27 protein-coding genes, 1 pseudogene and 1 riboswitch are annotated in these 25,727 nt (G+C 44.9%); all 28 genes and pseudogenes read right to left on the minus strand.

What is annotated here, in order from left to right:
* Positions 1 to 57 precede the first annotated feature (57 nt).
* The 28 genes and pseudogenes from K4H96_RS03335 to cobD all read right to left on the minus strand — a co-directional run bounded on the left by K4H96_RS03335 (position 58) and on the right by cobD (position 25,705).
* Positions 58 to 438: a glycerol dehydratase reactivase beta/small subunit family protein gene (locus K4H96_RS03335; protein WP_002910467.1), complete on the minus strand. Its 381-nt coding sequence runs from the start codon at positions 436 to 438 to the stop codon at positions 58 to 60.
* The gene (locus K4H96_RS03340) at positions 419 to 2,275 is read right to left on the minus strand and encodes a diol dehydratase reactivase subunit alpha (RefSeq protein WP_223337441.1); all 1,857 of its coding nucleotides are present in this window, start codon (positions 2,273 to 2,275) and stop codon (positions 419 to 421) included. The genes K4H96_RS03335 and K4H96_RS03340 overlap by 20 nt, the downstream gene beginning before the upstream one ends.
* A 98-nt stretch (positions 2,276 to 2,373) precedes the next feature.
* The gene (locus K4H96_RS03345) at positions 2,374 to 2,889 is read right to left on the minus strand and encodes a diol dehydratase small subunit (protein ID WP_002903911.1); all 516 of its coding nucleotides are present in this window, start codon (positions 2,887 to 2,889) and stop codon (positions 2,374 to 2,376) included.
* Between the two features lie 30 nt (positions 2,890 to 2,919).
* A complete protein-coding gene (locus K4H96_RS03350; protein WP_223337440.1) occupies positions 2,920 to 3,588 on the minus strand; it encodes a propanediol/glycerol family dehydratase medium subunit in 669 nt (222 codons plus the stop codon).
* Between the two features lie 11 nt (positions 3,589 to 3,599).
* Entirely contained in the window at positions 3,600 to 5,261 is a 1,662-nt protein-coding gene (locus tag K4H96_RS03355) for a propanediol/glycerol family dehydratase large subunit (RefSeq protein ID WP_002910470.1), read from the minus strand.
* A 21-nt stretch (positions 5,262 to 5,282) separates the two neighbouring features.
* Positions 5,283 to 5,993: pseudogene (pduB, locus tag K4H96_RS03360) on the minus strand (propanediol utilization microcompartment protein PduB); the annotation flags it as partial.
* Positions 5,994 to 6,425: 432 nt separating this feature from the next.
* Entirely contained in the window at positions 6,426 to 6,875 is a 450-nt protein-coding gene (locus tag K4H96_RS03365) for a cupin domain-containing protein (protein ID WP_223337438.1), read from the minus strand.
* A gap of 17 nt (positions 6,876 to 6,892) precedes the next feature.
* Positions 6,893 to 7,987: an ethanolamine utilization protein EutH gene (locus K4H96_RS03370; protein WP_002896353.1), complete on the minus strand. Its 1,095-nt coding sequence runs from the start codon at positions 7,985 to 7,987 to the stop codon at positions 6,893 to 6,895.
* A 16-nt stretch (positions 7,988 to 8,003) separates the two neighbouring features.
* The gene (locus K4H96_RS03375; protein WP_002896356.1) at positions 8,004 to 8,285 is read right to left on the minus strand and encodes a EutN/CcmL family microcompartment protein; all 282 of its coding nucleotides are present in this window, start codon (positions 8,283 to 8,285) and stop codon (positions 8,004 to 8,006) included.
* A 14-nt stretch (positions 8,286 to 8,299) separates the two neighbouring features.
* Positions 8,300 to 8,947: an ethanolamine utilization protein gene (locus K4H96_RS03380; RefSeq protein WP_223337437.1), complete on the minus strand. Its 648-nt coding sequence runs from the start codon at positions 8,945 to 8,947 to the stop codon at positions 8,300 to 8,302.
* A gap of 31 nt (positions 8,948 to 8,978) precedes the next feature.
* Entirely contained in the window at positions 8,979 to 9,605 is a 627-nt protein-coding gene (gene eutD / locus K4H96_RS03385; RefSeq protein ID WP_002896361.1) for an ethanolamine utilization phosphate acetyltransferase EutD, read from the minus strand.
* A gap of 23 nt (positions 9,606 to 9,628) precedes the next feature.
* Positions 9,629 to 10,270: a hypothetical protein gene (locus tag K4H96_RS03390; RefSeq protein ID WP_223337436.1), complete on the minus strand. Its 642-nt coding sequence runs from the start codon at positions 10,268 to 10,270 to the stop codon at positions 9,629 to 9,631.
* A gap of 195 nt (positions 10,271 to 10,465) precedes the next feature.
* Positions 10,466 to 10,741, minus strand: coding sequence for a propanediol utilization microcompartment protein PduA (pduA, locus tag K4H96_RS03395; RefSeq protein ID WP_002896373.1), 276 nt, complete (start codon positions 10,739 to 10,741; stop codon positions 10,466 to 10,468).
* Positions 10,742 to 10,796: 55 nt separating this feature from the next.
* Positions 10,797 to 11,078, minus strand: a complete 282-nt coding sequence (pduA, locus tag K4H96_RS03400; RefSeq protein ID WP_002898203.1) for a propanediol utilization microcompartment protein PduA — start codon at positions 11,076 to 11,078, stop codon at positions 10,797 to 10,799.
* 34 nt (positions 11,079 to 11,112) lie between these two features.
* The gene (locus tag K4H96_RS03405; protein ID WP_002901059.1) at positions 11,113 to 12,591 is read right to left on the minus strand and encodes an acetaldehyde dehydrogenase (acetylating); all 1,479 of its coding nucleotides are present in this window, start codon (positions 12,589 to 12,591) and stop codon (positions 11,113 to 11,115) included.
* 6 nt (positions 12,592 to 12,597) lie between these two features.
* Positions 12,598 to 13,161: a BMC domain-containing protein gene (locus K4H96_RS03410; protein ID WP_223337435.1), complete on the minus strand. Its 564-nt coding sequence runs from the start codon at positions 13,159 to 13,161 to the stop codon at positions 12,598 to 12,600.
* A gap of 15 nt (positions 13,162 to 13,176) precedes the next feature.
* Positions 13,177 to 13,830, minus strand: a complete 654-nt coding sequence (gene eutL / locus K4H96_RS03415; RefSeq protein WP_009659835.1) for an ethanolamine utilization microcompartment protein EutL — start codon at positions 13,828 to 13,830, stop codon at positions 13,177 to 13,179.
* A 15-nt stretch (positions 13,831 to 13,845) separates the two neighbouring features.
* Positions 13,846 to 14,766, minus strand: a complete 921-nt coding sequence (gene eutC, locus K4H96_RS03420; protein WP_002919542.1) for an ethanolamine ammonia-lyase subunit EutC — start codon at positions 14,764 to 14,766, stop codon at positions 13,846 to 13,848.
* A 16-nt stretch (positions 14,767 to 14,782) separates the two neighbouring features.
* Positions 14,783 to 16,153: an ethanolamine ammonia-lyase subunit EutB gene (locus K4H96_RS03425; protein ID WP_002903902.1), complete on the minus strand. Its 1,371-nt coding sequence runs from the start codon at positions 16,151 to 16,153 to the stop codon at positions 14,783 to 14,785.
* A gap of 31 nt (positions 16,154 to 16,184) precedes the next feature.
* Positions 16,185 to 17,618: an ethanolamine ammonia-lyase reactivating factor EutA gene (gene eutA, locus K4H96_RS03430; protein WP_049544267.1), complete on the minus strand. Its 1,434-nt coding sequence runs from the start codon at positions 17,616 to 17,618 to the stop codon at positions 16,185 to 16,187.
* A gap of 113 nt (positions 17,619 to 17,731) precedes the next feature.
* Complete coding sequence (locus K4H96_RS03435; protein WP_223337434.1) at positions 17,732 to 19,168, minus strand: sensor histidine kinase; 1,437 nt, start codon at positions 19,166 to 19,168, stop codon at positions 17,732 to 17,734.
* A complete protein-coding gene (locus K4H96_RS03440) occupies positions 19,168 to 19,743 on the minus strand; it encodes an ANTAR domain-containing response regulator (RefSeq protein ID WP_002898214.1) in 576 nt (191 codons plus the stop codon). The genes K4H96_RS03435 and K4H96_RS03440 overlap by 1 nt, the downstream gene beginning before the upstream one ends.
* A 24-nt stretch (positions 19,744 to 19,767) precedes the next feature.
* A complete protein-coding gene (locus tag K4H96_RS03445) occupies positions 19,768 to 20,112 on the minus strand; it encodes a BMC domain-containing protein (RefSeq protein ID WP_002898216.1) in 345 nt (114 codons plus the stop codon).
* A gap of 96 nt (positions 20,113 to 20,208) precedes the next feature.
* Positions 20,209 to 21,351, minus strand: a complete 1,143-nt coding sequence (locus K4H96_RS03450) for a 1-propanol dehydrogenase PduQ (RefSeq protein WP_002896393.1) — start codon at positions 21,349 to 21,351, stop codon at positions 20,209 to 20,211.
* Between the two features lie 310 nt (positions 21,352 to 21,661).
* Positions 21,662 to 21,810: riboswitch (adenosylcobalamin (AdoCbl) riboswitch) on the plus strand.
* A 260-nt stretch (positions 21,811 to 22,070) separates the two neighbouring features.
* On the minus strand, positions 22,071 to 22,670 hold the full coding sequence (locus K4H96_RS03455) for a cob(I)yrinic acid a,c-diamide adenosyltransferase (protein WP_002932314.1): 600 nt from the start codon (positions 22,668 to 22,670) through the stop codon (positions 22,071 to 22,073).
* Between the two features lie 12 nt (positions 22,671 to 22,682).
* Positions 22,683 to 23,750: a nicotinate-nucleotide--dimethylbenzimidazole phosphoribosyltransferase gene (gene cobT / locus K4H96_RS03460; RefSeq protein ID WP_223337433.1), complete on the minus strand. Its 1,068-nt coding sequence runs from the start codon at positions 23,748 to 23,750 to the stop codon at positions 22,683 to 22,685.
* Position 23,751: 1 nt separating this feature from the next.
* Complete coding sequence (locus K4H96_RS03465; RefSeq protein ID WP_223337432.1) at positions 23,752 to 24,618, minus strand: GHMP family kinase ATP-binding protein; 867 nt, start codon at positions 24,616 to 24,618, stop codon at positions 23,752 to 23,754.
* Positions 24,611 to 25,705 carry a threonine-phosphate decarboxylase CobD gene (cobD, locus tag K4H96_RS03470; RefSeq protein WP_223337431.1) on the minus strand — a complete coding sequence of 365 codons (1,095 nt, stop codon included), beginning with the start codon at positions 25,703 to 25,705 and terminating at the stop codon, positions 24,611 to 24,613. The genes K4H96_RS03465 and cobD overlap by 8 nt, the downstream gene beginning before the upstream one ends.
* Positions 25,706 to 25,727: the final 22 nt, after the last annotated feature.

Below are 25,727 nucleotides of genomic sequence, written 5' to 3' on the forward strand. Positions count from 1 at the left end.
CATTTCACCTCTTTTCAGTAGTTGATACGGACATCTTTTTGAATCGATCGGAACAAGTCAAAAAGATGCTTCTAACAGGTCAGATTTTTTAAACGGGACTCCCTTGACCAAACGCGCTGCATTTGAGCCAAACAGGCGCAAGACGTGGTCAGGTATAGCGGAATAATCTTTGATACGATAGATAAATTTTTCAAGCGGCAAGTTACGATAATGGAGGACTGCATCTCGCCCGTCACAGGCAATCCCTACTAAAAGCTGGGATTGAGTTGCAGCCACATGCGCTAGTGACACAGGATCGCTAAGTTCATCTGGACTGACTAGGCTAAAAGGGATACCTTCCTCTTCGATACCGTAGCCGATTTGTGCCACCTTATCCGCAGGAGCATTGTCCGTAGCTATAAGCCTAATGGTGGGCTTTCTAGTATAAGCTAATTCCATAGTCGGCCCCCCATTTCTCTCTGACATAGGTCAAAATCAGTCCGGTCGCTACTGCATTTCGAGGCCCTACCAAGCCACGCACATTACCTCGACCAGCTACAATGGCATTCTGAGAGAGGGCTTCGGTCACTAGCTGAGGTATTTCAAAGTCCAAAGCTGAGCCGCCTACGATGACAACGAAAGGAATGTCTCGAATATTCTGAGTAGGACTGACACGCTTGAGAGCCCGAACTGCATTGGTAACAAAGACCCTTTCCTTGGCAGACTGCCGAACAAGTTTGATTTTCTCAATAGAGTAGTCTCCGTCATCAATAGGAACAAATTCATCATTTTCCTTGACGATGACGACTCTGGCAAACAAATCTCCAGACAGCGGCTTGTCAAAAAATTGAACAGTGCCGTCTTCATGCCGGATATGGAAAAGACTTTCTACCTTAGCCAAAGGATATCGTTTGATGTCCTCTGCCAGATGATGATTTTCCAGTCCCAACTCCGAATTGATCAGCATGGTTACCATATCACCGGCACCGGCTAGATGGACAGCCAAGATTTGACCCCTGCTATCGATAATGGAAGCATCTGTCGAGCCTGCTCCTAAGTCCAAAATAGCCAAGGGGCGATCCGTCCCTGGTGTAGTCAGAGCCCCGAGGATAGCTGATTCAGCTTCTGCTCCACCGATTTCTACGGTAATACCCAGCTCTCGTTCGACTTCTTGGGCAATGATGGACATTTGCAGCTTGTCAGAATTTACCATAGAGGCAATGCCTACAGCCTGCTCCATAGAAAATTCTCCTGCCACACCACCGCGCACAGAAATCGGAGCAAAAGTATTAACGGCCAGTAAGTCACGGATATAAATGTCGGAAGGCTCTTTCTCAGTCAAGTCAGCCATGGTTTGGCGCACCTTCTCCAGCATGCCTCCAACATTGGTTCCCGCTTCTCCGACAACATTGCTAATCTCGCCAGCATAGACAATTTTCTCCATAATCTCATCGGCGCCCTTGGAAATATCCACCTTTAAGGTATGCTCCTTGCCGATAATTTGGATACTACCTGCTGGAATCGTCCGAGCCTGAACGTCGCCTGCTGGTGTCTTAATCACGACAGCTGAGCGGTTGCCAATGAGGGCACGGGCAATGGGAACGATGCTTTTCGTCTCTTCTGCACTCAAGCCGAAGACCGTCGCAATGCCGTAGGGATTGGATAATTGGGAAATCACCTTTCCTTGCTCTACCACTTCAACAGCAGCTTGCATGCCCAAAGGAACCTTGTCGATAAAGAGAATCTCATCCACGATTGGAATCTTCTGGCTAATGCGGTTGTTGACCAGAACCCCATCATCCGCCTGCAAAATGGCAGCGGTAATCTGATAGCCCTTGGCTAGATAGGCATTGATCAGCTGGGCAACCAAGTCAAAATCAATAATCTTCGGCACTACCACGATGTATTTCCCATCAATCGGATGATGAACCAAGTCGAGAATATCCACTGTCAGTCCAATCCCCAATCCCAGACCGCCAGGAGTACGGGGATTATGACCTATCATGGTAGACTCAGTAATGACCGTCTCTGTGATGGTTTCCATGGCAACATCGCCGATAACAGGCGTCGCTTCATTGATCCGAATCAAATCAACTTGTCCCAACTCAAGCGGTGTTTGCTCCATCAATTTCCTCAGAGATTGATAAATTCCATGGACGTTTTCCTTGGTCCCCTTGATACCTGTTGTATCCGCAATGGCTGAGGCAAGAAAGTGAATGCTTCCATCATCTTGCACTTCAGCTAAGGCAGACTCGGTCGAGGAATTTCCTATGTCTACTCCAATGATTCGTTTCACATTTTCACCTCCACCAAGAGTAGGCTATTTTGAATAGTATTTATAAAAGTAGTGATAATAATCTTCTTCCAACCCAAAATAGCCTTGGTAAAACCGAATTAGTTGTCGCCTTTCAACTTCTTGCGGCGCTCATAATTTTCAGCGGCTTCTCTGACAAAGCCCGCACAGATAACAGCTCCATATTGGTTTTCCAATTCATTGGCAATATCCAATAATTCCTGTTTGGAAGACCGGTAAGGGCGCAGGGCATTGTAGATTTCCAGCACACGCGCATCCGGAACCTTGGTCAGTTCCGCAGCCCGAGAAAAGTTATACTGGATTGCTTCGCGGCCGGCATTCTTAGCAATTTCACCTTGCTTGATCAAAATCTCTGGCTTAATCCGCAAATCCTCTGCAGTTACATAGCCAGACAAGATATTTTCCAGTGTAATATCTTCGAATTTCTTATCCTGACCAACCTTTATCCAGTCTGGGTGTTTTTTAGAAATAGGATAATCAGCCGCTGTCGCTTCATCAGAACTGACAGGACGATTGGCTGCTCCTTGATTAGTTGAGCCGCTGTCGCTTAGCTCGGCTAATATTTGTTTTACTAATGTTTCTACTGATTCACTCATTCTGATTTCTCCTTGTAGACATCATATGCATCAAATCACCTGACATTCATCAGCTGGTTTTCCTCTTTTAACCAGTTTCGTTTCCTTGATATGCAGCAAGGCTGAGTAGGCCTGGTACTTAGGACGAGCCATTTGGTCGTTAAGGGTTGGCACCGGATTTGGTGTTTCACCCTTGGCATACTTAGCAGCATTTTTACCAATCAAACGATAGGTTTCAGGAGTTAACAAAGGTGCCTGCGGGAAGAGTTCCAGATTACTGAGCGGTGGCAAATCACGTTGGTGAATAACCGTTGTTCCCTTAGACTGAACACCGATAGAAATGCCAGAACCAGACAAGTGGTCTCCTTCTACCGCTACAAAGGCAACGTCAGAAGAACGATAGACCTTGACAATGCGAGCCTTGAGCCCTTCTTCTTCGATACCAGCCACCAGCTGACGCAGTACTTCCGTATGAGGAATGTCCACCATCGTCTTCACCTGCTGTTCTCCAAAGGCAGGTCCAACTGCAATAACGACTTCATCCGTTGACTGGCTAGGTTTAGCCACACCAACTGTACGGATGACAGCTTTTTCATTGGACACAGGCTTTGTGACAGGCTTTTCGCTTGTTTCAGCAGCTGTTTCGTTGCTATTGACGCTCATCTCTTTCATCACTTCTGCAATAATGGAGCGCAGTAAAGTTTCATTTATCTCTGTCATCTTAGCTCCTCCTATACATCACGCGGGTCAATCGCTTTAGGAATGTCTTTGACTTTTTCCCATTCTTCGCCGACCAGACGATGGCCTGTACCGACACCAACATAGTCATTCGGTGAATTCACCGCTGAAATAACATTCCAATCCCGATCAAAGATAGCAGATGTTTGCAGGAAATCCCCTGCTACACGTTGCTTGAACAAATTGAGCAACTCATTGGCAACTTCTGGGAAGCCATTATTAGCCAAGGCTTTGATCAAATCAGCCCCTTGAACTCCGCGTTCTAAAATACCTTGAGCAGCCTTGATGTCTTCAACCTTATCCCGCTCTGGCATATCTTTAGAACCATGAGCATAGGTCGCTGCTTCGACTTCTTCGTCGGTAATCGGCGGCAGGCCCAAGCCTTTGAAAAGAGCTTGCATAACGCGTGCTGCCTTGTTCCGAACCTTGACAACTTCCTCTTCACGTACAGGACGAAGACCACCGTCTACCCGCAGGTCACGTTGCAAGACATTGTAGTCGTCAAAATCTTCCGCATCCCAGTTAGATCCGGCAAACATATTGTCATAGTTTGGTGTAGCAGAGTAGCCAGAGTTGATAAAGTCTGTACCTGGCGCAAACTGCATCAAAGTCCGAACAGAGCGACGTAAGTCTGAGTGAGTAAAGGTTTGGTCATTTGATGAAGCACATTCCAAATCCAGCATGCTGGCAATCAAGTTTTCAGCAACGACCGCCCGAATACCACTCGGAACAGCTGCTGGAATACCGATACAGCTTACTGATCCATTCTGAGTTCCTTGAACCCCAGCTGCTTTTGTTACATAGAGACAGCGAGCTTCCAGATAGAGCATGGACTTGCCTTCGGCTTGTCCCATCTGCACTTCAGACCCTGTACCAGAAGTGAAGCGCATCTTAAGTCCACGAGAGGCATAGGCTGAAGCCAGAAAGGCCTTAGACCAAGGTGTATCATCTCCATCAGTGAAGACATCTTCTGTACCATAAACAGAGATGGTCTCAGCATAGGCTGTAAAGCCACGCATCCCAAATTCTAGTTCTGTCGCTTCTTCCAAGGAGCACTGAGTCAGTACTCCAGGACGGCCCACTTGGGAGCCAATCATCAGAGACAGGGCATTAAAAGGAGCGTAACGCACTACGGCAACCGTTGTTTCCTGCTCTGCAAAACCACGCAGAGCTCCTTCAGCTGCATCTGCTGCAATCTGCACTGGATTATCATTGACATTAGTGACGTGGGCTTGAGTAGCGGTTTGCTTACGGGTCCGCATCTTTTGCAGACACATCATAATTTCCACGACATTCATCTGATTGACCACTTCAATGATTTTAGCCGGAGTCATGGCCTTGGTTAGCTTAATGATTTCTGTCCGAGGTACATTCGGCGTCAATATTTTATTGGCAATCTCTCTTGAATCCATCTGAATAACTTCTTCAGCTCGGCTCAGGTCAATCCCATAATTGGCAATGAATTGGTCAATCAGGTCAAATTCTTCTTTTGGTTTGCCGTCTAACTCAACCACTTTCCCATTTTGAATTTTGATACTGGGTTTAGGGTCATTGGGACTTTCCATAGCCACCAAACCTTCTTCAACCCATTCTTTTACAAATCCATCTTGGTTGATAGGGCGTTTGCTTAATACTTCAAAACGTTTGGATCTCATACCGTTTCCTCCCTCTCACTCTTAAATGTAAGATGGCTGTGAGTTAGTTGGCTCGTCACCCATACTACCTAAAAGTGCCAGTCCAACTTCACGCGCTGAGATAACTGATTGTCTAACTGCTCCAGAATCCCCACTGATAAAGAGGATAGCTTCGTTTGAGTGGCTGGTACCACCATTTCCTGGAGAAGCATAGCCGACAACAGTAACGTTGGCAGCCTTAACAGCTGTATCCGCCATAACAACACCAATAGCTGCAGGTGCTCCGACAATCAAGCCAAAAGCACGGCCGTATTCAGCACCAAAGGCAGTCTGGCAAGCATAGCTAGCACGCGCAGTATATTGGAGTTCAATATGCCCTGCATCATTAGCATAAACATCGCCAAAGGTTCGATCCACTTCCTCCAAGGTTACTTCCACAGCTCGTCTGACATCTGATACATCTTCACCACCGAAGATAATCAAACTTCCGTGTCCAGCACCTCCCTTGGTATCACGAGGCAGTTCGATTTTAACAATTTCTGTATTGGTTGCTTTGACCGCTTCATCAGCAGCCATGATATGAGGACCCGCACCGGTACGAGCACCGACTACACCAATTGAGCGATAGCTCTTTTCTAGCTTCATAGCATCCAGCACCTGCTGGTCCACATTGGCAATGACAAGTCCAATTGTATCGCCTATCGGATTAACACCGACAAATTCTGTAATATTGCATTTTTTTTCCATAAGACAGCTCCTTTCGCTGACATATTTTTTGAAGCGCTTACAATTTTAAGGAATAAGTAAATCAGATAAGAGGAGCACTGTAGACATACGCCCCTTTCTGATTTTATTTTTTTACTTTTTTGGGGTCAAAAGAATAGATTATTCTAAGGTTTTCTGTTAGAATGAATATGGTCGTTTTTTATAAAGGAAAAAATTCTGCATTCTCAAAAAGAGCCTAACCAACTTTTTAGGAATGCCAAGCTAAGCCTACAAGAAATATACTTGACAGGCCTTTCCCTTCAGAAATAACAATCGCAGAGACAGATAACAGATGATAAACTTTTCGCAGGGTTGCTCATCTTCTATCTGTTTTTTTATTTTCCATCATTACAGAATGGCAGGACAGCAGGCCGCTGTCCTGCCATTCTAGTAAATCTGATAGTTCAATCTTCCAACAAACTAGCCTTGCCAGTCAGCCGGATAGGTCACATAGATAAAGCGGGCCTTATCTCTGACAGAAAACTGAATGTCGCTGCCTTTAGGGATAAAGAGTACTTCGCCAGGGCCAGCTGTCATGACTTCGTCACCAACGATAATATCAAGACGCCCTTCAATAACATAGTCAACTTCATCATAGTCCAGATGCCAAGGGAAAGTTGTCTTTTCCATGGTCATCAGACCCAAGCCTAATCTTGGACTCTCATCTAAGGTCAGCAAGTCTCGTGTATAAACTTGATGGCTCGCATCACCTGTATCCAAACGATCTTCTGGACGAACATCCAGACCAGGCAGGGCGATAGAAGCTACGCCTGCCTTGCTGACTTTCTTCCCACCATCTTTATTGGCTAATTCTTCCAATAAAATCTTACGAACCAATGTTTCTAGGTCAGAACGATTAATATCTGCCATACTTCATACCTCCAAGTCTAAGCTTCCTTCTTCGTTAAGAAGAAAGCCAGTAATACCGCTGTGATACCGCCGACAAATTTACCAATCATCATCGGCACAATCATTTCCGGTTTTTGACCGGCTGTGAAGCCTAGGTGATCTCCGATAACAAAGGAAGCAGATACAGCAAAGGCTACGTTGATAATCTTACCGCGTTTGTCCATATCCTTCATCATCTGGAACATGGCAATGTTATTAGCCAGAGAAGCTACCAAACCAGCTGCACCAACTTCGTTCATTCCCAGGGATTTTCCGATAGCAGAAAGCGGTTTGTTGGCTACCTTGGTAAAGACAGCTACCAGACCAAAGGCTCCAGCCAAGGTCACGGCAATCGTTCCGACAACTTCAAAGGCTTCCTTCAGTGTCTCAGCACCTTTTGGATAGAGGCTGATGAGCCATTCATTACCAGTCAGGAGCTGAGCTGCACCAAAAGCCAAACCAAGCGTTGCCAAGATAACAATAATCTGACCAAACACTTCAAAACCTTTAATCATGGCATTAGGTGCCAAAAGCAATCCTATGAAAATAAGAGCAGATACAATGATAATCGGGATAAGATTGACAACCAAGGTTCCAAAAGGCAGACCTGGCACGAAAATTCCTCCGAGAAGACAGCCAATCGGAACAGTTACCAAACCGTATAGGATTCCGCGAGCCAAAAGCGGACGGTCATCTTTTTCGATAATACCCAAGGCAACTGGAATCGTAAAGACGATGGTTGGCCCCATCATAGAGCCCAGTACAAAGGCAGCAAAATTTCCTACCGCTGGATCCTGAGCCAGACTGAGAGCCAGAGGAGCTCCTCCCATATCATTGGCAATGAAGGTTGTCGCAAAGATAGACGGGTCAGCGCCCACCAAGCCATACAAAGGCACGACAATTGGTTTCAAGACATCCGCCAAGAGGGGAGCGATTACCATAATCCCAGCCATAGAAAGAGCCAAAGCTCCCATAGCCATGATACCTTCTTCAAATTTTTCACTTAGTCCTAGTTTGCCACCGATACATTTATCCACTGCACCGATCAGCATGAATAGAACCATGATATAAATGATAATTTCATTGATACTCATAACATTACCTTAGTTTCTAATATTCTTCATCACTGTGATAGTCAACCTTGTCAATGATAGCCACAACGACCATATCTACAGGGATATTTGTCTTATTTAGGCTCATCCGGGCGGAACTGCCAGTGGTTACCATTACTTGGTCTCCTTCGCCTGCACCGATGCAGTCGGCCACAATAAGCAGAGCTGGGTCACTTTGATGTTCATTTAGCTGCCGTTCGACCACTAAAAATTTCAAACCATTTAAATTTTCGTCTTTTCTAGTCGCCCAAAGGCTACCTTTTACTTTACCAACAAACATCTCTACCCACTCCTTTATTCTATGATTTCTATTTTTTGACGTTTTAGATAATCTCTCGCCAAGGCTGTCACAATCATTCCTTTTTCTATTTTAAAGCTTCCGCTTTCAGGCAAGCCCATCTCTCTCAGCCTCTTCTCTGTCAGCAAAACCGGCTTTCCTAGCGCCTTAGTCTTCTGGCTGACTTCTTCTGCCACCGCCCGTTTCACTTCCGGGCGAGGCTCTTCAGCCTGATCGCTTTCTAGGAGTGCTAAGAGTTGGCCTTCTTTATAAAATTGCAGACCGTAGCGAATCAGCTTTTCTCGCTGTCCCTGCAGTTCCTGATACAAGTACACTTTAGAAGATTGCTTGTACTGTTGAATAGCAAAGGCGTTGTCTGATACGAGGACTTTTTTGCCTTTCAAAAGACTCTTTAAAATGACTGCTTCCTCCACCGCTAAAGGGCAAAGGGATGAGAGTCTTAGAAAAGCATCAAAACCAAGTGACTCAACAACAATAATCTCTGCTGTGCAAGAATCTTTTACAACTTGAAAGCCTTCCCCTTCTAATAAGTCAGGAATCTTATCGCCTCCAATGACGTATACTGAGGGTTTCTGAGGCTTTTTCTTCAACTTTTCCATCAGGCGGTCTGTAATCAAATCTACTAAATGATCTAGATTTTCCATTCTTTACCTACCTTTTATTTGCTCATACGACTTATTTTTTAATAATCCGTCCGCGTGTTCCTTTTTTGAAACCACAGGCATTGGCTTCATCGTAGTCAATATGCATATAAGTCGCAAATTTAGGACTAACACGGATGACCACATCATCAAATATCAGCGGACGAGCTCCTTCTACTCTGACTTGTACAATCTCGTGATTTTTTACATTCAGACGTTCGGCATCTTCCGGTGTCATATGAACATGACGCTTAGCTACAATCAGGCCCTTATCCAGACAAACTGCCTTGTCTCCATGAGCCAAGATAACACCCGGTGTTCCTTCAATATCGCCACTTTCGCGAATGGGTGCCTTGGTACCCAGCTGCAAACAGTCTGTCAGGGAAACTTCTACCTGAGAATGTTTGCGAACAGGTCCCAGAATAACCACATTGTGAAAAGCGCCTTTTGGACCGACAACTGTCAGTCTTTCTTGACTAGCGAACTGGCCTGGCTGTGATAGGTCTTTTGCTTTTGTTAATTGATAGTTGGGACCAAACAAGGCTTCCAAATCTTCCTGACTCAAATGGACATGACGTCCGCTCGCTTCTACCTCAAATGACCCCTGCAATTCTTCCTGAACTTTATCAATTACTTTATTTACCAAATTTTCTAAAGTCATTGCTGTTCTTCTTTCTCTTGTTATTAGCTTGCTATCAACCAGAGCAAGACTTCAATTGATTTTAATAATTGAGAAACCTTACAAGCAAATTGATCTCTGTCACCATCAGCAGCCTGCTCCAATTCTTTGCGCAGGAGGGTCGTTTCGATATATGTTTCATAGCAATTCAGCTGCCAAGTCGGCTCTTGATAACTCATCATAACCGTTTCTTGATCGAGCTGTCGACTGACCCGAATGGCCTGCAATTCTGCATTGCTAGGCAGGTCTGTCTGGTAATCAGAAATATCATCCAGAATATGATGGCCGACGATTTGTTCTACTATGTTCAATAGTTGGCCAACTTGCTCACACTTTTCATCCTGAAAAGCCTGATGCAATTCTCTCTGGTTCTTCAAAAAGCAAGTATAAAGTTTAGTCAGTCTAAATAGTCGTGGATACACAGCAGAGTCCTCAAGGTTTGTAATCGGCACCCTGATAGCATCAGCAGCTGAGGCTGTTTTCCCTTTGGTCTGACCTGAACAGACAATTCGAATATGGTGATCATTGAGAAAACCTCTGGCTGCTGGCGTCAGTTTTTCATCTTTGTTTAATTCAAAGACACCGTTATCAGCGAGAACGGATTCTCTATAAAGCTTTCTGATCTTAGCTTCTGTAAAAACTGACATGTATTCACATCCTTCTACTCCGTTGATACTCTGTGAAAATCAATCTGATACTCTCTGAAAATCAACATTTCTGTCTAGTATCGGGCTGCTGCCCATAAGCTTCATTTTCACTGAGTATTCTATTTACCTCAGGGCCTGTATCAGGCCTAAACGCTACAATACAGGCCCTTTCAGCAAATATTTATCTGTCCCAGATTATTTGGGCAGAATGACTTCCACTTCAGCATGTGGACGTGGAATTACGTGAACTGAAATCAATTCACCAACATTTTCAGCTGCAGCTGCTCCAGCATCTGTTGCAGCTTTGACTGCGCCGACATCACCACGAACCATTACAGTTACCAAACCAGCACCGACTTGTTCTTTACCAATCAAAGTTACGTTAGCGGCTTTGACCATTGCATCAGCTGCTTCGATTGCGCCGACGAGTCCTTTTGTTTCTACCATTCCTAATGCATTTGCGTTTGCCATGTTTATTTCCTCCGATTATTTTCTTGTTTTTAATTTTATCCGAAAGTCTGTAATCTTATTCTTGATGAGGCAAGATTACTTCTACTTCTGCGTGTGGACGTGGGATTACGTGAACTGAAATCAATTCACCAACATTTTCAGCTGCAGCTGCTCCAGCATCTGTCGCTGCTTTGACTGCGCCGACATCACCACGAACCAAGACTGTTACCAATCCAGCGCCGACTTGTTCTTTACCAACTAAAGTTACGTTAGCGGCTTTGACCATTGCATCAGCTGCTTCGATTGCGCCGACAAGTCCTCTTGTTTCTACCATTCCTAATGCATTTGCGTTTGCCATGATTGTATCCTCCAATTATAATGTTTAATATTGACTATTTTAGTTTTTCCAATACGCGTTGAACCAACAAGGTTACCAGTTCTTCTTCGTTTGATCCGTCAACTGCTACTGCTTTTGGTTCTTCCACTGCCATATTTTCTGCTTGTCGCAGGTCTGACAGTTCTGATGTACCGTAAGCTACACGACGGATATTGAAGAGATTGAGCGGGCTGACATTATCAGATGTCGCGCTGCCACCCACAGCTCCACAACCCAAAGTAAAGGCTGGGAAAAGACCAGTCGTTGCACCGACACCACCTAGAGCTGCTGGCGTATTGATCAGCAGACGAGATACTGGTTTTTTCAGTGCAAATTCACGAATAATTTCTTCGTTTTGACTATGAATAGCAAGAGTGTGGCCTGCACCTTCGTGATGCAAGATCTTAATGCTCAGCTCACAAGCTTCCAACCAGTCCTTGACAGTGTAGAAACCTAAGACTGGAGCCAGTTTTTCCATAGAATATGGATACTGCTTGCCGACGCCTGTTTCTTCTGCAATCAAGACCCGAGCATCAGCTGGAACTGAAATACCAGCTAACTCAGCAATCACTTGCGGTGTTTTACCAACCATTTTCGGATTCATCGCGCCACTCGGCTGGATAATGAAGGATCCTAGTTTCTTAGCATCTTCTGCTGGAACAAAGTAAGCACCTTGTTTCTTGAACTCTGCTACAACTTTTTCCTTCATATCTTCTTCGACGATGATAGACTGCTCAGATGCACAAATCACACCATTGTCAAAGGTTTTAGAATCCAAAATCTGACGAACTGCTTTTGGCACATCTGCTGTTCTTTCGATGAAGGCTGGACCATTACCAGGACCTACACCGATTGCTGGTGTACCAGATGAGTAAGCTGCTTTGACCATGGCATTTCCGCCAGTCGCCAAAATCAGATTTGTATCCTTGTGTCGCATCAACTCATTTGTAGCTGCGATGGATACCCGATGAATCGCACTGATAGCTCCATCCGGACATCCAGCTGATTTAGCAGCTTTCTTGATGATTTCCACTGTTTCCTCAATACACTTAAGAGCATTTGGGTGAGGAGAGAAGACGATACTGTTTCCTGCCTTCAAAGCGATCAAAGCCTTATACATAACCGTTGAGGTCGGGTTGGTTGATGGAATCAAGCCAGCAATGACACCGACTGGAACTCCAACTTCCAAGACTTTCTTTTCCTTGTCTTCGCTGAGAACCCCAACCGTTTTCATATCCTTGATTTCTTCAAGAATACCTTTGGAAGCAAGAGCATTTTTCAACACCTTGTCTTCCCAGCGGCCAAAGCCTGTTTCCTGAGCTGCCATCTTAGCTAGGCGTTCACGCTCATCATAACAAGCTTTCGCTACTACTTTTACAATGGTATCAATTTGTTCTTGGCTCATTTTAGCAAGTTCTGCTTGGGCTTTCTTTGCATCCCGAATCAAATTCCTTACTTCCTGAATCGATACCAAATCTTTATCTTCTAAAAACATCCGCAATTACTCCTCTCCTATTGTTTCCATCAAAGTCTCAACGAGAAGTTTCTTGTTGGCAAATTTGATTTCTTTCTTGCTGAGACGGATACCTTCTTGATGATAGGCAAGGCTGCGTAGTTCGACGACTTTTAGTTTTTCCAGTTCTTCTCTGGTGTAGATCCTTGTCTCTCCTTCAAGCTTCTCTGCCGGTTCAGCCTTAGTTTCCTTTACAGGCTGAGGCTTTTCTTCGATTTTTTCTGAAGGGATTGTTTCCGCCGTAGAAGCAATCTCTTTTTTAGCTGTTTTACTATTTCTCTTTGGTACAAAGAGAAGGTCTGTCTGATTATCCAGCCTAGAAATTACATGGCTGGCCAGATAGTAAGGTTTATCCTGTACCAACTCAACTGCTGCATCAACCGCTGAGCGGACTGCACTGACATCGCCTATCAATTGAACCGTATTCAAACCAGCTTTGACCGTTTCAATATTAAGCAATGATACATTGGCAGCCTTCAAAGCCGCATCTGCCGCAACTACAGCACCTAGATAACCTTTTACTTCAATTAAACCTAGTGCTCTATCTGCCATTTAATCAACTCCTAATCAATAACTTTTAGGATCATTTGCTACTGCGATAACTGCATTCGCAAATGCGTCGCAGGCAGCTCGGCATGCTGACTGTGATCCGACCAGAAGTCCGCCGGCAAAGTTGGTTTCACTTGGTGGTCCGTAGAAGGCTCCAACCTGCACATCTGCCGCTTTCAAAGCCGCATCCAGTGCCACCATTGCTTCACCTGGTGGAGCAATCAAGTAAGCAATTGCTGTTCCTTCTTCTGCATTAGCACCCTCTGACAGGTAAGAACCCGCACGAGAGATACAATGTGCAAAATAAGGAATGCTGTCATCGTCATTAGCACTGTAGAAGCTAGCCCCATTTTCGATTTCATAGACTGCTACATCCAGACCGCTGCGAACTTCTTCTGGGTTTGGACCAGCCAAGATACCGATGACTTCACCAGCCAGCTTAGTTGAAGCGTTGCCTGCACCAGCATACATACTGCGAGCATAGACCACTTCGACATCTGCTGCCTTGGTTGCTTCATCCAAGGCTACATAAGTGACATCATCACAGTCAGAAGTGATAATTCCCAGGCTTCTGTGATGTGGTTTAAGCTCCAAAGAAGCTGCCAAACCTGCATCCACGTTTGAAATCAGAAGGGCACTTAATACATTTGCACCTAATCGATCATTTTTCAAAGCCACTACCTCCTATTATTTCAAATCAATTCCTGATTTCTTATTATCAAGAATCTTCTTAATGATTTCTGCTACATAGGCTCCAGCTTCAACGGCTGGTGTTCCGCCTTTATGAATATTGGAAACAACGGTCCGTTTCGCTTCTGGCATACCAACTGTTGGCTTGTAAGCCAGATAAGCACTCATAGACTCAGCTGTTACCAGACCTGGACGCTCACCGACCAGCATACAGATAACTTCTGCTCCAGTCAGCTCTGCGATTTGGTCCATAGCTGCAACCCGAGCATGCTTGATAAAGAGTACTTCGCCAAAGTCCAGCCCGAACATTTTCAGACCTTGCTTCAGAGCTGGCAGGAAGTCTTTGACGTTAGCCTCGATAGCTGATGAGCTAAGACCATCACCAACGACAATCTGAACTTTAGCATTAGGTTTGCATTTTTCCTTGATAATAGCCTGCTGATCTTCTGGGAAGACCCGGCCAAAATCTGGACGTGTCAAGTATTCATCTTTAGTAGTCGCCTTAGTCTGTACAGGAATGAAGCCCATTTCCTTGATAAAGTCATCTGAGACATAGGAGAAGACCGCATCCTGAGCTGCCGCATGGTCTGCACGGAAACGCAAAACACTTTGTGTCTTGTAACGATCACCTGCCCGCCATAAGCCCAGACGTGCCGGAGTAAATTTCTTAATCTTCCGGTAGGCTTCTTCATTGATGGCATTCGGAACCAAGAACTGTTCCTGAATATCTACTTCCGTTATATCTGGAATGATGCCATCTTCAATCACTGAAGTGTCTTGTTTGACTTCTTCCTGCAGAGAAACCGCAGGTTTTTCAGCTTTGTTCTGGTCAGTCGCTGCTGTTTCTTTAACAGCTGAGTCGCCGCCCATCTCATTTAACAATGAGCGAATCATTTCTTTTAATTGCAATTCATCCACAATGATTTCCTCCTTGCTAATTTGATTTCATAAAGATGGAGCCGTCTCCGCCGATTTCTGTCAGGTGGCCATCTTCCATCAAGCCCATCTTTTCCATCCACTCTTCAAATTCCTTAATCGGACGTTTATTGAGAAGTGAACGCATGGTTGCTGTTTCATGGTAACCAGTTGTTTGATAGTTAAGCATGATATCGTCACCATGAGGAATCGCCATGATGTAGTTAACATTAGCTGCTCCGAGAAGAACCAAGAGATTTTCAGCATCGTTTTGGTCAGCCTTCATGTGGTTAGTGTAGCAGATATCACAACCCATTGAGATGCCGGTCAGTTTGCCCATGAAGTGGTCTTCCAAACCAGCACGGATAACCTGCTTAGAATCGTAAAGATACTCAGGTCCGATGAATCCAACAACGGTATTTACCAAGAATGGATCGAAGCGTTTAGCAAAACCATAACAACGAGCTTCCATAGTCACTTGGTCTGCTCCATGGTGAGCATCAGATGAAAGTTCAGAACCTTGACCTGTTTCAAAGTACATGACATTCGGTCCAGCAGCTGTTCCCACTTTCAGAGCTGTATCCCAAGCTTCTTGAATGATTTTAGCATCAAAACCAAAGGCTTCATTTCCTTTTTCAGATCCAGCGATAGACTGGAAGACCAATCCTGTCGGAGCACCTTGATTCATGGCTTCAATCTGAGTAGTAACGTGAGCTAGTACACAGTGCTGAGTTGGAATCTTGTACTCTTCGATGAAGTCGTTAAACTTATGCAAGACCCGTTTGGTACTTTCTACTGAGTCGTCTACTGGGTTCAATCCTAAGAGAGCATCCCCACATCCATAAGCAAAACCTTCCATAGTAGAAGCCATGATACCGTCTGGATCGTCTGTGGTATGGTTTGGTTGAAGACGAGAAGAGAAGGTTCCCGGCATACCAATCGTTGTATTGGCATGTTTGGTAATGACAATCTTATTGGCAGCTACAATCAAGTCCAAGTTGGTCATCAACTTAGCAACCGCTGCTACCATTTCAGAAGTCAACCCACGAGACAGCCACTGAATGTCTACGTTCTTAGTCTTGTTATCCAAGATCCATTCACGCAGTTCTTCTACTGTCCAATTCTTAATCTTTTCGTAAGTACGAAGATTGACGTCGTCGATGATAATCCGTGTTACCTCATCTTCTTCATAAGGCACTACTGGATTATTGAACAAATCAGACAGTTTTAGCTGAGCTAGTACAACCTTAGCAGCGACACGCTCTTCAGCAGATTCTGCTGCTACTCCGGCTAGCTGATCCCCGGATTTGTACTCATTGGCTTTGGCCAGCACTTCTTTTACGGATTTAAATTCGTAAAGCCGACCAAACAATTTTGTTTTCAAAATCATGGATTACTTCCTCCTTTGTGTAAATAAAAGTTTAATTAAACACCAATGTTTTCACGACAATCGGTAAGACCGATCCTTCAATGACTGGATTACCGATATCGATATAGTCACCATTCTGGACATCCACTGAGTCAATGCAGACAAATGGATAATCCTTAGGCAACTGAGCAAAGAGACATTGACCTAGAACCTTGGCCATATCTTCTCTGACCACCACTAGCAACGGAATTTTCTTTTCAATGCTTTCGCTCATTCCCTTGACAATAGCCTCTGCGTATTCCAAAACCCGGGCGAAGCTTGGGCTTTTTTCTCCATTGATTGCCAAAGCCACCTGCTGGACTTCATTTTCCAGTGTGAACCAGGCCACCTTGTCCTTGATAATCTGCTGCAGCCCCTCCTTGTCCTCATGCTCATCAGAAGCTGCCAGCTTGAGAACTGGAATGTTCTTAATAGGAAGGATATCGGAGATGTAGGTAATGGTGCTGCCGCTGACATCGGTCGTATGGCTGCCCGCTCCAACAACGGTTGCCCGGATGGTCTCAGCTGACTGGATGACTTTCTTTTGATCAAAAATCTTGGATTTGCTCAGCGCCCTGCCTAGCAAGATACCGATATCCCCATAGCGGAAATCATCCGCCGAGGTAGTTTCCAAGTATATTCCATCAGCTACACCACCAGAGAAAGATACGCAGTGGAGATCATAGTTCAACTTGAGACCGTGGTTGGTCTGTAGGAGCTCATAGTAAGGACTGTGATTGTCAATTCCTACAGACTGTTCTAATACGGAGACCATTTCTTGAATCAGCCGATCCAAATCAGCTCGATGGACCGTTTCACCAACTGCCAGCTGAAGCCCCTGCTCTGCAATGATAGTCTGCAGTTTTGGAGCAATATAGCTAATCCGCTGGGTCTGCGGATCCATCTTTATCAGCCGACCTCCGATATCAAAACACCCTGTATCAATCACATCTCCTTCTCGGAAGACTGCCAGATTGGAAGTCCCCCCACCAATATCAATATTGACTACTGATGTATGATGCTCTTGAGAATATTGATGGCTGCAGGCCCCTTTACCAGCGATGATACTCTCAAGGTCTGGACCAGCAGTCGCAACAACAAAGTCCCCAGCGTAGCCACTCAGTGCTTGGAGCACCTGACTGGCATTTTCCTTGCGAGCTGTCTCACCAGTAATGATGACTGCTCCCATCTGAATGTCTTTTTTCTGAATGCCTGCTTTCGCATACTCATTCAGAACAAAGTTTTTGATCTTATCTACCTCGATCAAAAGTTGATCCGAAATTGGTGTGAAGATAATTTCACTTTTATAAAGAACTTTTTTATCTGTAATATAGACACGAGGAATAGTAAACACAGAAGCAATATTCTCGATGGTAAGCTCTGACAAGATCAGCTGTGTAGTGGCTGTCCCGATATCGAGCCCCACACTCAAAATTTTATCTGACATACTAAAAACCTCCAAAAAAAGACGCTCAAAGCAATGCAAACAAACAGAGTTCATTTACATTCTTCAAGCGTCATTGCTTTTTTCGACTGACATCATTGTTAGTCTGGTAGTATTTATTTTTTAAAACGAATGGTCGTTGCCGTTCCCTCATGGTCTGAGTGGATAGACAAGGTTCCAAACAACTTTCCTTGGACAAAGCGTTCCACCAAGAGGAGACCCAGATGATTTTCAAAGGAATGCTCTTGGTTGTAACCGCTACCATTATCCAGTACTTTTAAAGTTATTATATCATTTTTAAGTCCAACCTGCAAACGGATTTGCGGTTTTTCTGGATTTTTTTTGTCCTTAAAAGCATGTTCATAGCTGTTCTGCAGTAATTCATTGACGATTAGCGCCAGTGAAGTGGCCCGGCTACTGTCGAGACAGAGTTCCGGTTCCAGGCTGTAGGTCAAGGTTATTTCCTTATGCCCGGAAAAACAGCGCTGAACATTTTCGATAACTCTCTTCAGCAGATGCTCAATCTGAATGCTGTCATCCTGCTGAGAAGACAGGAGCTCGTGAGTCGCTGCTATGGAGAGCACACGATTCATACTGTCATTAAGAGCTTTTTTTGTGTCTGCTCCTGGACTTTGCTGAGCCTGTAGTCGCAGCAAGGAAACAACGGTTTGCAAGTTATTCTTTACCCGATGGTTCATTTCACGAATGGTAGTTGTATGGGTTAAGAGCTGTGCTTCCTTTTCCTTGATGTCTGTAATATCCTTACAGATCATGACCACATTTTCACTCTCAGCCAGCAGATAGCGTTTGACCAAAAAGCAATAAGTGCCATAATGTACCTCAACTTGGTGAGGTTTTTCTTGAGGGGCTTGCGGTCCCAGTTGCTGGATTTCTTCAAAAGTCAGACTGTCTAAGACCAGATTGCTGTAGTTCATTCCCTCAATCGAGTCCATATAGCCCAGCTTATGGCGATAAGAATCGGCAGCTGCTTGATTGAAATACTTGAGATAGCCCTGCTGGTCAAAGACCAGACAAGCTTCGTCAATATGATCAAATAAAACAAACTGCTCTTGAGCTGAAATCTCAGGAGTGCTCCGCAACCCAAAATCGTCGTCCTCTTTATCCAAAGAAAAGTGGTCCGGTAAAGTCTGAGGAGCATTTTTTTCGATAATCAGCGTTCCGATGACGCGCTCTTCTCTCACTATCGGAAAGACCGTCTGGTGGATGGCTAAGCCCTCCTGCGATCTGGCCGAAAGCCCAATCGAGGGAGCGCCCGTCTCCAAGGTCCGGATAACACCTGGCTCATTTTCCAGGTAAGCCATAGCACCTACGACCGATTTTTCGTACAAGCTGAGCTTGCTTTCCGGTTTTTTGTGAAAGATGACAATGGCATGTTCCGAAAAGATATTCTTTACGTCAATGAAGACATCTTCATTAGCATAAGCTGAGTTTTTCAATAATTCGTCAGCCTGTTGGACAAGATGCTCGATATCAGCCTCATCCAAATTTGTCTGTTCCTGACAAAGCTGCTTTATCTTATCTTTATACATCATTACACATCATCTTGGAGCACCAGCAATTTGGCAATCTCAATCATCGGCACTCTCTTTTGCATACTAATTGTCCGAATGCGCTTGAAAGCTTCTGGCTCTGATAAATGATCACGAGCCATCAGCAAGCCTTTGGCCTTTTCAATCACAATCCGATCGTCTATCTTTTTCGACAGCTTGACCATTTCATTGGACATCTGCTGCAACTGACGGCCCTTCTCAATGCAGACCTCTACCATTGGAATCAAGGACTTGGCATCCAAAGGTTTAACCAAGTAAGCACTAATCCCATTAGTTTTGGCTTTTTGAACATAGTGTTCATCACTGTAGGCTGACAGTAGAATCACACTGTAGGCTAAAGCATCTTCGAGTATCTTCTTACCTGCTGTCAGGCCATCCAGAAGCGGAAGCTTGATGTCCATCATGACCAAGTCACAACGATATTTCTGACACAAATCAATAGCTTCAAAGCCATCGGACGCCTCAGCCACCACTTCATAATCAGCTTCTTCTAATATATTTCGGATATCTAATCTTACAATTGGATCATCATCAACAATTAGTATTCTGCCTTTCATACTTCCCCTCGACAGTTTGATTTTTTATGTCCGCGTTACGACAGTGCTGGAGAAGCCCAAAATCTCTTCCAGACCTTGTAAAACGGCAATGAGAGCTGCCTCAACAGAAGAAACGTCACCTGTCATCACGACAGAGCCGCTGAAACGATCCACAAAACCAACTTGAACATCCGCAGCCTTGGTCGCAATATCAACCGCAATGATAGCCGCTTCACTCGGAGTGATCGTCAAGATTCCAATCGCATCCTTGATTTCTGCCTGCAATCCCAATTTTTCAAAAATGACTTCATCAGGATTAGCGATAAGGTGCGCCAAGGTCACTTGTTTCCCAGGAACGTATTCCTGTATCATTCTTTGTTTTTCTTCCAATTTAGTAAACCTTCTTCATGATTTTAAACGTTCAGAAGTGTACTGCATGCTCTTAATCATTATACAATAATTTTGGCATAACAGCAATTCAGAGGATTAAAACGCTTTCTCTAATACTTTAAGCAGTTCTTCTGCCGTAGGGACACGAGGGTTAGTCGGAGTACAGCCATCATGCAGAGCAGCTTCTGAAATTTCTACCTTGTACTGAGCAAAAGCATCTGCTTTCACACCATATTCTCTGAGAGAAGTTGGCATCTCCAACTTTCTCTGCAGCTTCTTGATAGCTTCAACCAGCTGTCTCACTCCTGACACAGGGCTTGAAGCACTGCATCCCAGTAGTTTGGCAATATCCTGATAGCGACTTGCTACAGTCTTGTCTGTCGCCTGCCGGTTCCGATTGTTGAATTCGATACCAGCATTATACTGAATGACATGGGGCATTAAAATACTGTTTAAACGACCATGAGGTACATGGAACTTAGCTCCTGCCGCATGTGCCAGACTGTGATTGATACCCAAAGAAGCTGTGTTAAAGGCCATACCAGCCAGAGTGGATGCTGCATGCATCTTTTCACGCGCTTCTACATCCTGACCATTTTTGTAGGCTTTAGGCAGGTATTCAAAGACCAGCTTAATTGCCTTTTCAGCCAAGGCATCAGAGAAGTCCGTAGCCTTGGTCGATACATAAGCTTCAATGGCATGGGTCAGTACATCCATTCCAGTGTCAGCCGTGATGTTACCAGGAAGTGACAGAACCAAATCCGCATCTAAGATAGCTACATCCGGAAGGATTTCTTTGGTCACTAAAGGATATTTGGTACCTCTCTCTGCATCCGTGATGACAGAAAAGGACGTTACTTCAGATCCAGTTCCGCTTGTTGTCGGAATGGCGATGAGAATAGCCTCTGAGAAGGCACCCTGCTTCTTGGCAAAATAATACATAGCCTTGGAAGCATCAATGGCAGATCCGCCACCAATAGAAAGCACAATGCTGATTGGCTTGTCTCCTGCACTCTTGATACCAGCCACAACCGTTTCGATTGGCGGATCAGGCACAATGTCTGTGAAAACAACAATGTCATTGCTGTCATCAAAGTTGGCTAAAATGGCATCCAACGTGCCAGATGTCTTCAAAAAAGGATCGGCAACGACTAGAATATGCTCGTTTTTATAATGGCTTAATTGCTGCAGAGCGCCTTTGCCCACATGCAATTCAGTCTTATAGGAAATCTTATACATCTTTTCTCCTTTCTGTTGTATCTATTTTTAAACAAAAAGAAACTATATGAAAATAAGACTGCTCCCCTACACACGTCACAGCATTTTCATATAGCTTCATTGCTTATTTATCTTCAGTACCCCTTTGTACTATATTGAATTATAACACAAAAGCGCTTTCAAGGCAATGAAAAAGTCATTAATATAAGAAATTTTTACTGCCGAATCTCCTTACAAAGCCAAGTTTATTTGAAGAATTAAATTTTTATTAAAATTTAGTTCATTTTCCTTGTAATTCCCTGTGAAAGGTGTTACAATTTAGTTACTAGGAAATTGATTTTAGTACTTTTAAGGGTATGGAAGTCTGGTGCAAATCCAGCGCGGTCCCGCCACTGTGATAAGCTTTTCAGCTTTAAGTCAGGTCTTTATTCTTAAATTTTAGTAGATTTCATGCCTCGATGTAAGGTAGTGATGTCAGTTTGGAACAAACATTTTAGCTTAGTTTCCATTATTGACTCTACGTTTAAGTACGTTAATTTTCTAAAGATGAGGTTTCTCTTGTCTTTCTGCAAAGGAGCAGAGTCAATAATTGGAAAGCTAGTGCTAATCAACGAAGCTTAGCATGAAGATACGATGATGTATAAGCGGCTTTCTTTTTTAGAAGATCAAAATAAGTTCTGTCCTTCCAAGACTTGGTAAAAGTCAATTTGGAAAGACAGAACTTTTTCTGTTTCTTTTTGTCACTGGCGTTTGCTAGCCCAACGCTCAACATCCGCCTTGGTGATATTGTGGAAGACCTTAGCACCTCTTTCGTAGGCGATGTCTTCTTGATGCTTGGTAAAGTTGATTACTCGAGCCAAGGCAAAGAAGTAATCTGATAGACGGTTGACAAAAATCAGGACATTATTGTTAATTTCCGTAGTCCACATAGCCCCTACGATATGACGTTCTGCCCGTCTTGCAATGGTCCGAGCCACATGAATCATGGAAGCAATCTCGTCACCGCCCGGCAGGATAAACCTTTCCAGAGCCGGTGGAATTTCTGCGTAAGTATCAATCCTCTCCTCAATCCAGTCAATCAGCTGCTGATCGACCTTATAAGGGTAAACTCCCTTTGGTGTAGAGAGGTCTGAACCACAGTCAAAGAGATAATGCTGCAGCTGGAGCAGCTCATCTCTCAGCTTATCATCCTTGTCCAGCTTGGTAATAGTATAACCAATCCAAGAGTTAAGCTCATCAATGGTTCCATAAGCATTAACTCGTTCTGCATCCTTGGCGACACTTTGGCCGCCAACTAGCTTGGTCAAGCCCTTGTCACCTGTTTTTGTATAGAGTTGCATATTTTTCCTCCTTTAAGTCACATTTTTGCGAATATCAACATAATCTTCTTCTTTCAAGCTGCCTTCTGCAAAGGTTGGCATGTGCTCCATGGTGTAAACAGCATTTTCCAGCAGAAAGAAAGCCAAAGGACAGCCCGAGCCTTCACCTAGCCGCATATCCAGCAAAAGCATAGGCTCCAGTCCTAGAAAGTCACTGACCAGTCTGTAAGCAGGCTCCGTCGAAGCATGGGAAGCAAAGGTATAGTCCAAGACATGAGGAGTCAGCTGATGGGCAATCAGAAGCCCCGTCAGAGAGATAAGGCCATCCACTACACATGGCAGCCGATAGCGGGCACAGGCAAGATGAGTGCCTGCCATAGCCAGCATATCCAGCCCACCAAGCTTAGCGGTCAGATCCAGAATATCTCCATAAGGAGCGTGGCAATCCAAACACTGCTGGATAACAGCCGTTTTATGAGCCTTCATATCCTGAGTCAGACCAGCTCCATAGCCTGTGACGTCTTCTGCTTTAAGGCCGAGAACCGCTGCAATGACAGCAGCTGAGGTCGTGGTGTTGCCAATCCCCATTTCTCCTGTTCCAAAGAGACGATAGCCGTCTTTGATTAGGGCCTCTGTCTTCTTGTAGCCGACTAGAATTGCCGCTATAGCCTGCTCGCGGGCCATGGCCGGCTCCTTGAGCATATTGCGCGTCCCATGACAAACCTTGTCCTTATTTTCCTCAAAGATATCCTTCTTGCAGCCAATGTCTACCAGGCAGATGTCTGAACCTGCATGTTTAGAAATAGCACACAAGCCTGACTTCCCTGCTAGAATATTGCAAGCAACAGTATAGGTCGTTTCCTGAGGATTGGCAGAAACGCCTTCAGCCACGATGCCATTATCTGCCACGTAGACGAGGACAATCTTCTTCTCCAAATCAATTGGATCAGAAAACATAGCATGCAAGCGAGCATAGATAGTCTCGAGCTTTCCCAAGGAACCTGGTGGCTTTCCTAGCTGATCACAGTAGCACTGGCCTTCTTGAATCTTGTCTTTGTCTAACGGAAGAATCTGTTCAATAATTTTTTCTAAGTCTTTCAAACTAGTCTGTCTCCTCCCTGACCGGCTGCACCCCTTCAAAAATAATCCTGCTCAAGGTCCGAGTCTGATAATAAGCCCCACTGGCTGAGCGAGCTAGTTCAGCCTCTAGCTTGGGAAAGACTTCTAGCTGTTCCTTGTTCAGCAACAAACCAACCAATGTACCACTATGGGCAACATTGAGCCCTAAGCATTGGTATTTTTTTACCAAATTCAGTAATTCTTTCAGATAGGGTTTGGATAGCCGTTGGTTGTTCAACAAAGCACTATAGCTCGCTAAATGGCCAAGTTTTTCCAAACTCTTCTCCTGACAAGCCTCCTGAAAGAGAGGAAGCAAACACTTAGACTCCTCAGCTGGATAGCTAGGACTGTCCTTCATCCGAACCAAGTCAAGAGTTGTCACCATCTCCACAGGCTCCAAGATATAAACATAGAGCTCCGGTCGCCAGTCTGTCTGCCAGACAACTTGACCAGTCAGGGGATTAATAACCGTCCAGTCCGCAAAAGCCACCGAGTCAGTAGGCTCAATCTTGGCACAGAGACGCGTCAAATCTGTCGCCTTTAGAGGCTGCTTTTGTCCCAGAGCAACTGCCTGCAGGCAGCTAATCATATCAGCTGTGCTGCTAGAATAGCCCTTGCTGATGGGCAGGTCTGACTCCTGAACAAAAGAGAAAACATTGGGCTCAGGTAGGAGCTCCAAAGCTCGTCGTACCTTTTCACCTTGAGCTTGCCTTGCGAGAGACGAAGCCCCGTCCAATCTCACTCGACTTCGCTTCTCAATCCCATAGGAGAGCAGAACCTCCTGCTCTCCTACTAAACCTTGAAATAATTCACCGCAGGAACCTGGACAAGACACGATTGCCTTAGTCATAAGGAGCCTCTTTCGCCAAGACCTCTGTCAGACAAGCCAGAAGCTGTTCATTTTCCTGATGGCTGCGGATGGCTATGCGGTAATGCCGTTTTGTCAGATCATGATAATTTTGACAGGAACGGATGAAAATCTTTCTCTGCCGAAGCTCCTGACGCAGGTCCAGCCGACCTAGATACTCAAAGAAGATATAGTTGACACTAGGCTTGACCGGCCGAAGCTGTGAAAATGCAGTCAGTCCTTGAAAAAGGAAATCTCTTTCTACTCGAAGCCACTCCTTGGTAGCTTGCTGATAGGCCTGGTCTTCCAAAAGGACAGGCAGGGCGTGATCCGCCATGGCATTGACCGACCAAGGAGCACGGCTCCCCTCTATCTCATCAAAGCAAGTCGGATGACAGCTGAGAGCATAGCCCAATCTCAGACCAGGAATAGCATAAAACTTAGTCAGAGACCGCACCACTACTGCATTTGGATAGGTGGCCAGACGTGAAACGAAGCTATAGTCCTCCTCATCGTCCAGAAAGTCCATAAAAGCCTCATCCAGTATCAAAAAGATTTGCCGCTCCTGCAGGTCCTCAGCCAGCTTTTCTAACTCAGTACGCCGAATCAAGGTACCCGTCGGATTATTAGGATTGCAGATGAGCACAGCGTCACCTGCAGCCAGTGAATCCAAGGCTGGCATCATATCAGCTAGATTCCACTCATAGGATGGAGAAGGTAGGCTAAAGCGCTCCACCTTAGCCTGCACTTGCGAAAAGGCTTTTTCATATTCCATGAAAGTAGGGCTCAGAGTCAGGACCGTTTTTGGACGCAGGAAGCGGGCCAGCTCATAAAAGACTTCTACCGCACCATTTGCCAGCAGGACATTGTCCTTTTCTAGGCCATGATGATGTGCTAAAAGCTCTCTGGAGTGGCTGTAGCTGATGTCTGGATAATGAACCAGCCAATCAATGGACTCGGTCAGACAAGCCCTCAGCCGCGGAGAAATCCCCAAAGGGTTGATATTGGCACTGAAATCCAGACAGTCTTCTAGAGAAAAACCAAATTCCTCAGCCAAAGCTGCCGCATTTCCACCGTGCTCTACTTTCATAAATAGACATCCCTTCCTCGTT

Source organism: Streptococcus sanguinis (assembly GCF_020729765.1).
Lineage (GTDB): Bacteria > Bacillota > Bacilli > Lactobacillales > Streptococcaceae > Streptococcus > Streptococcus sanguinis_Q.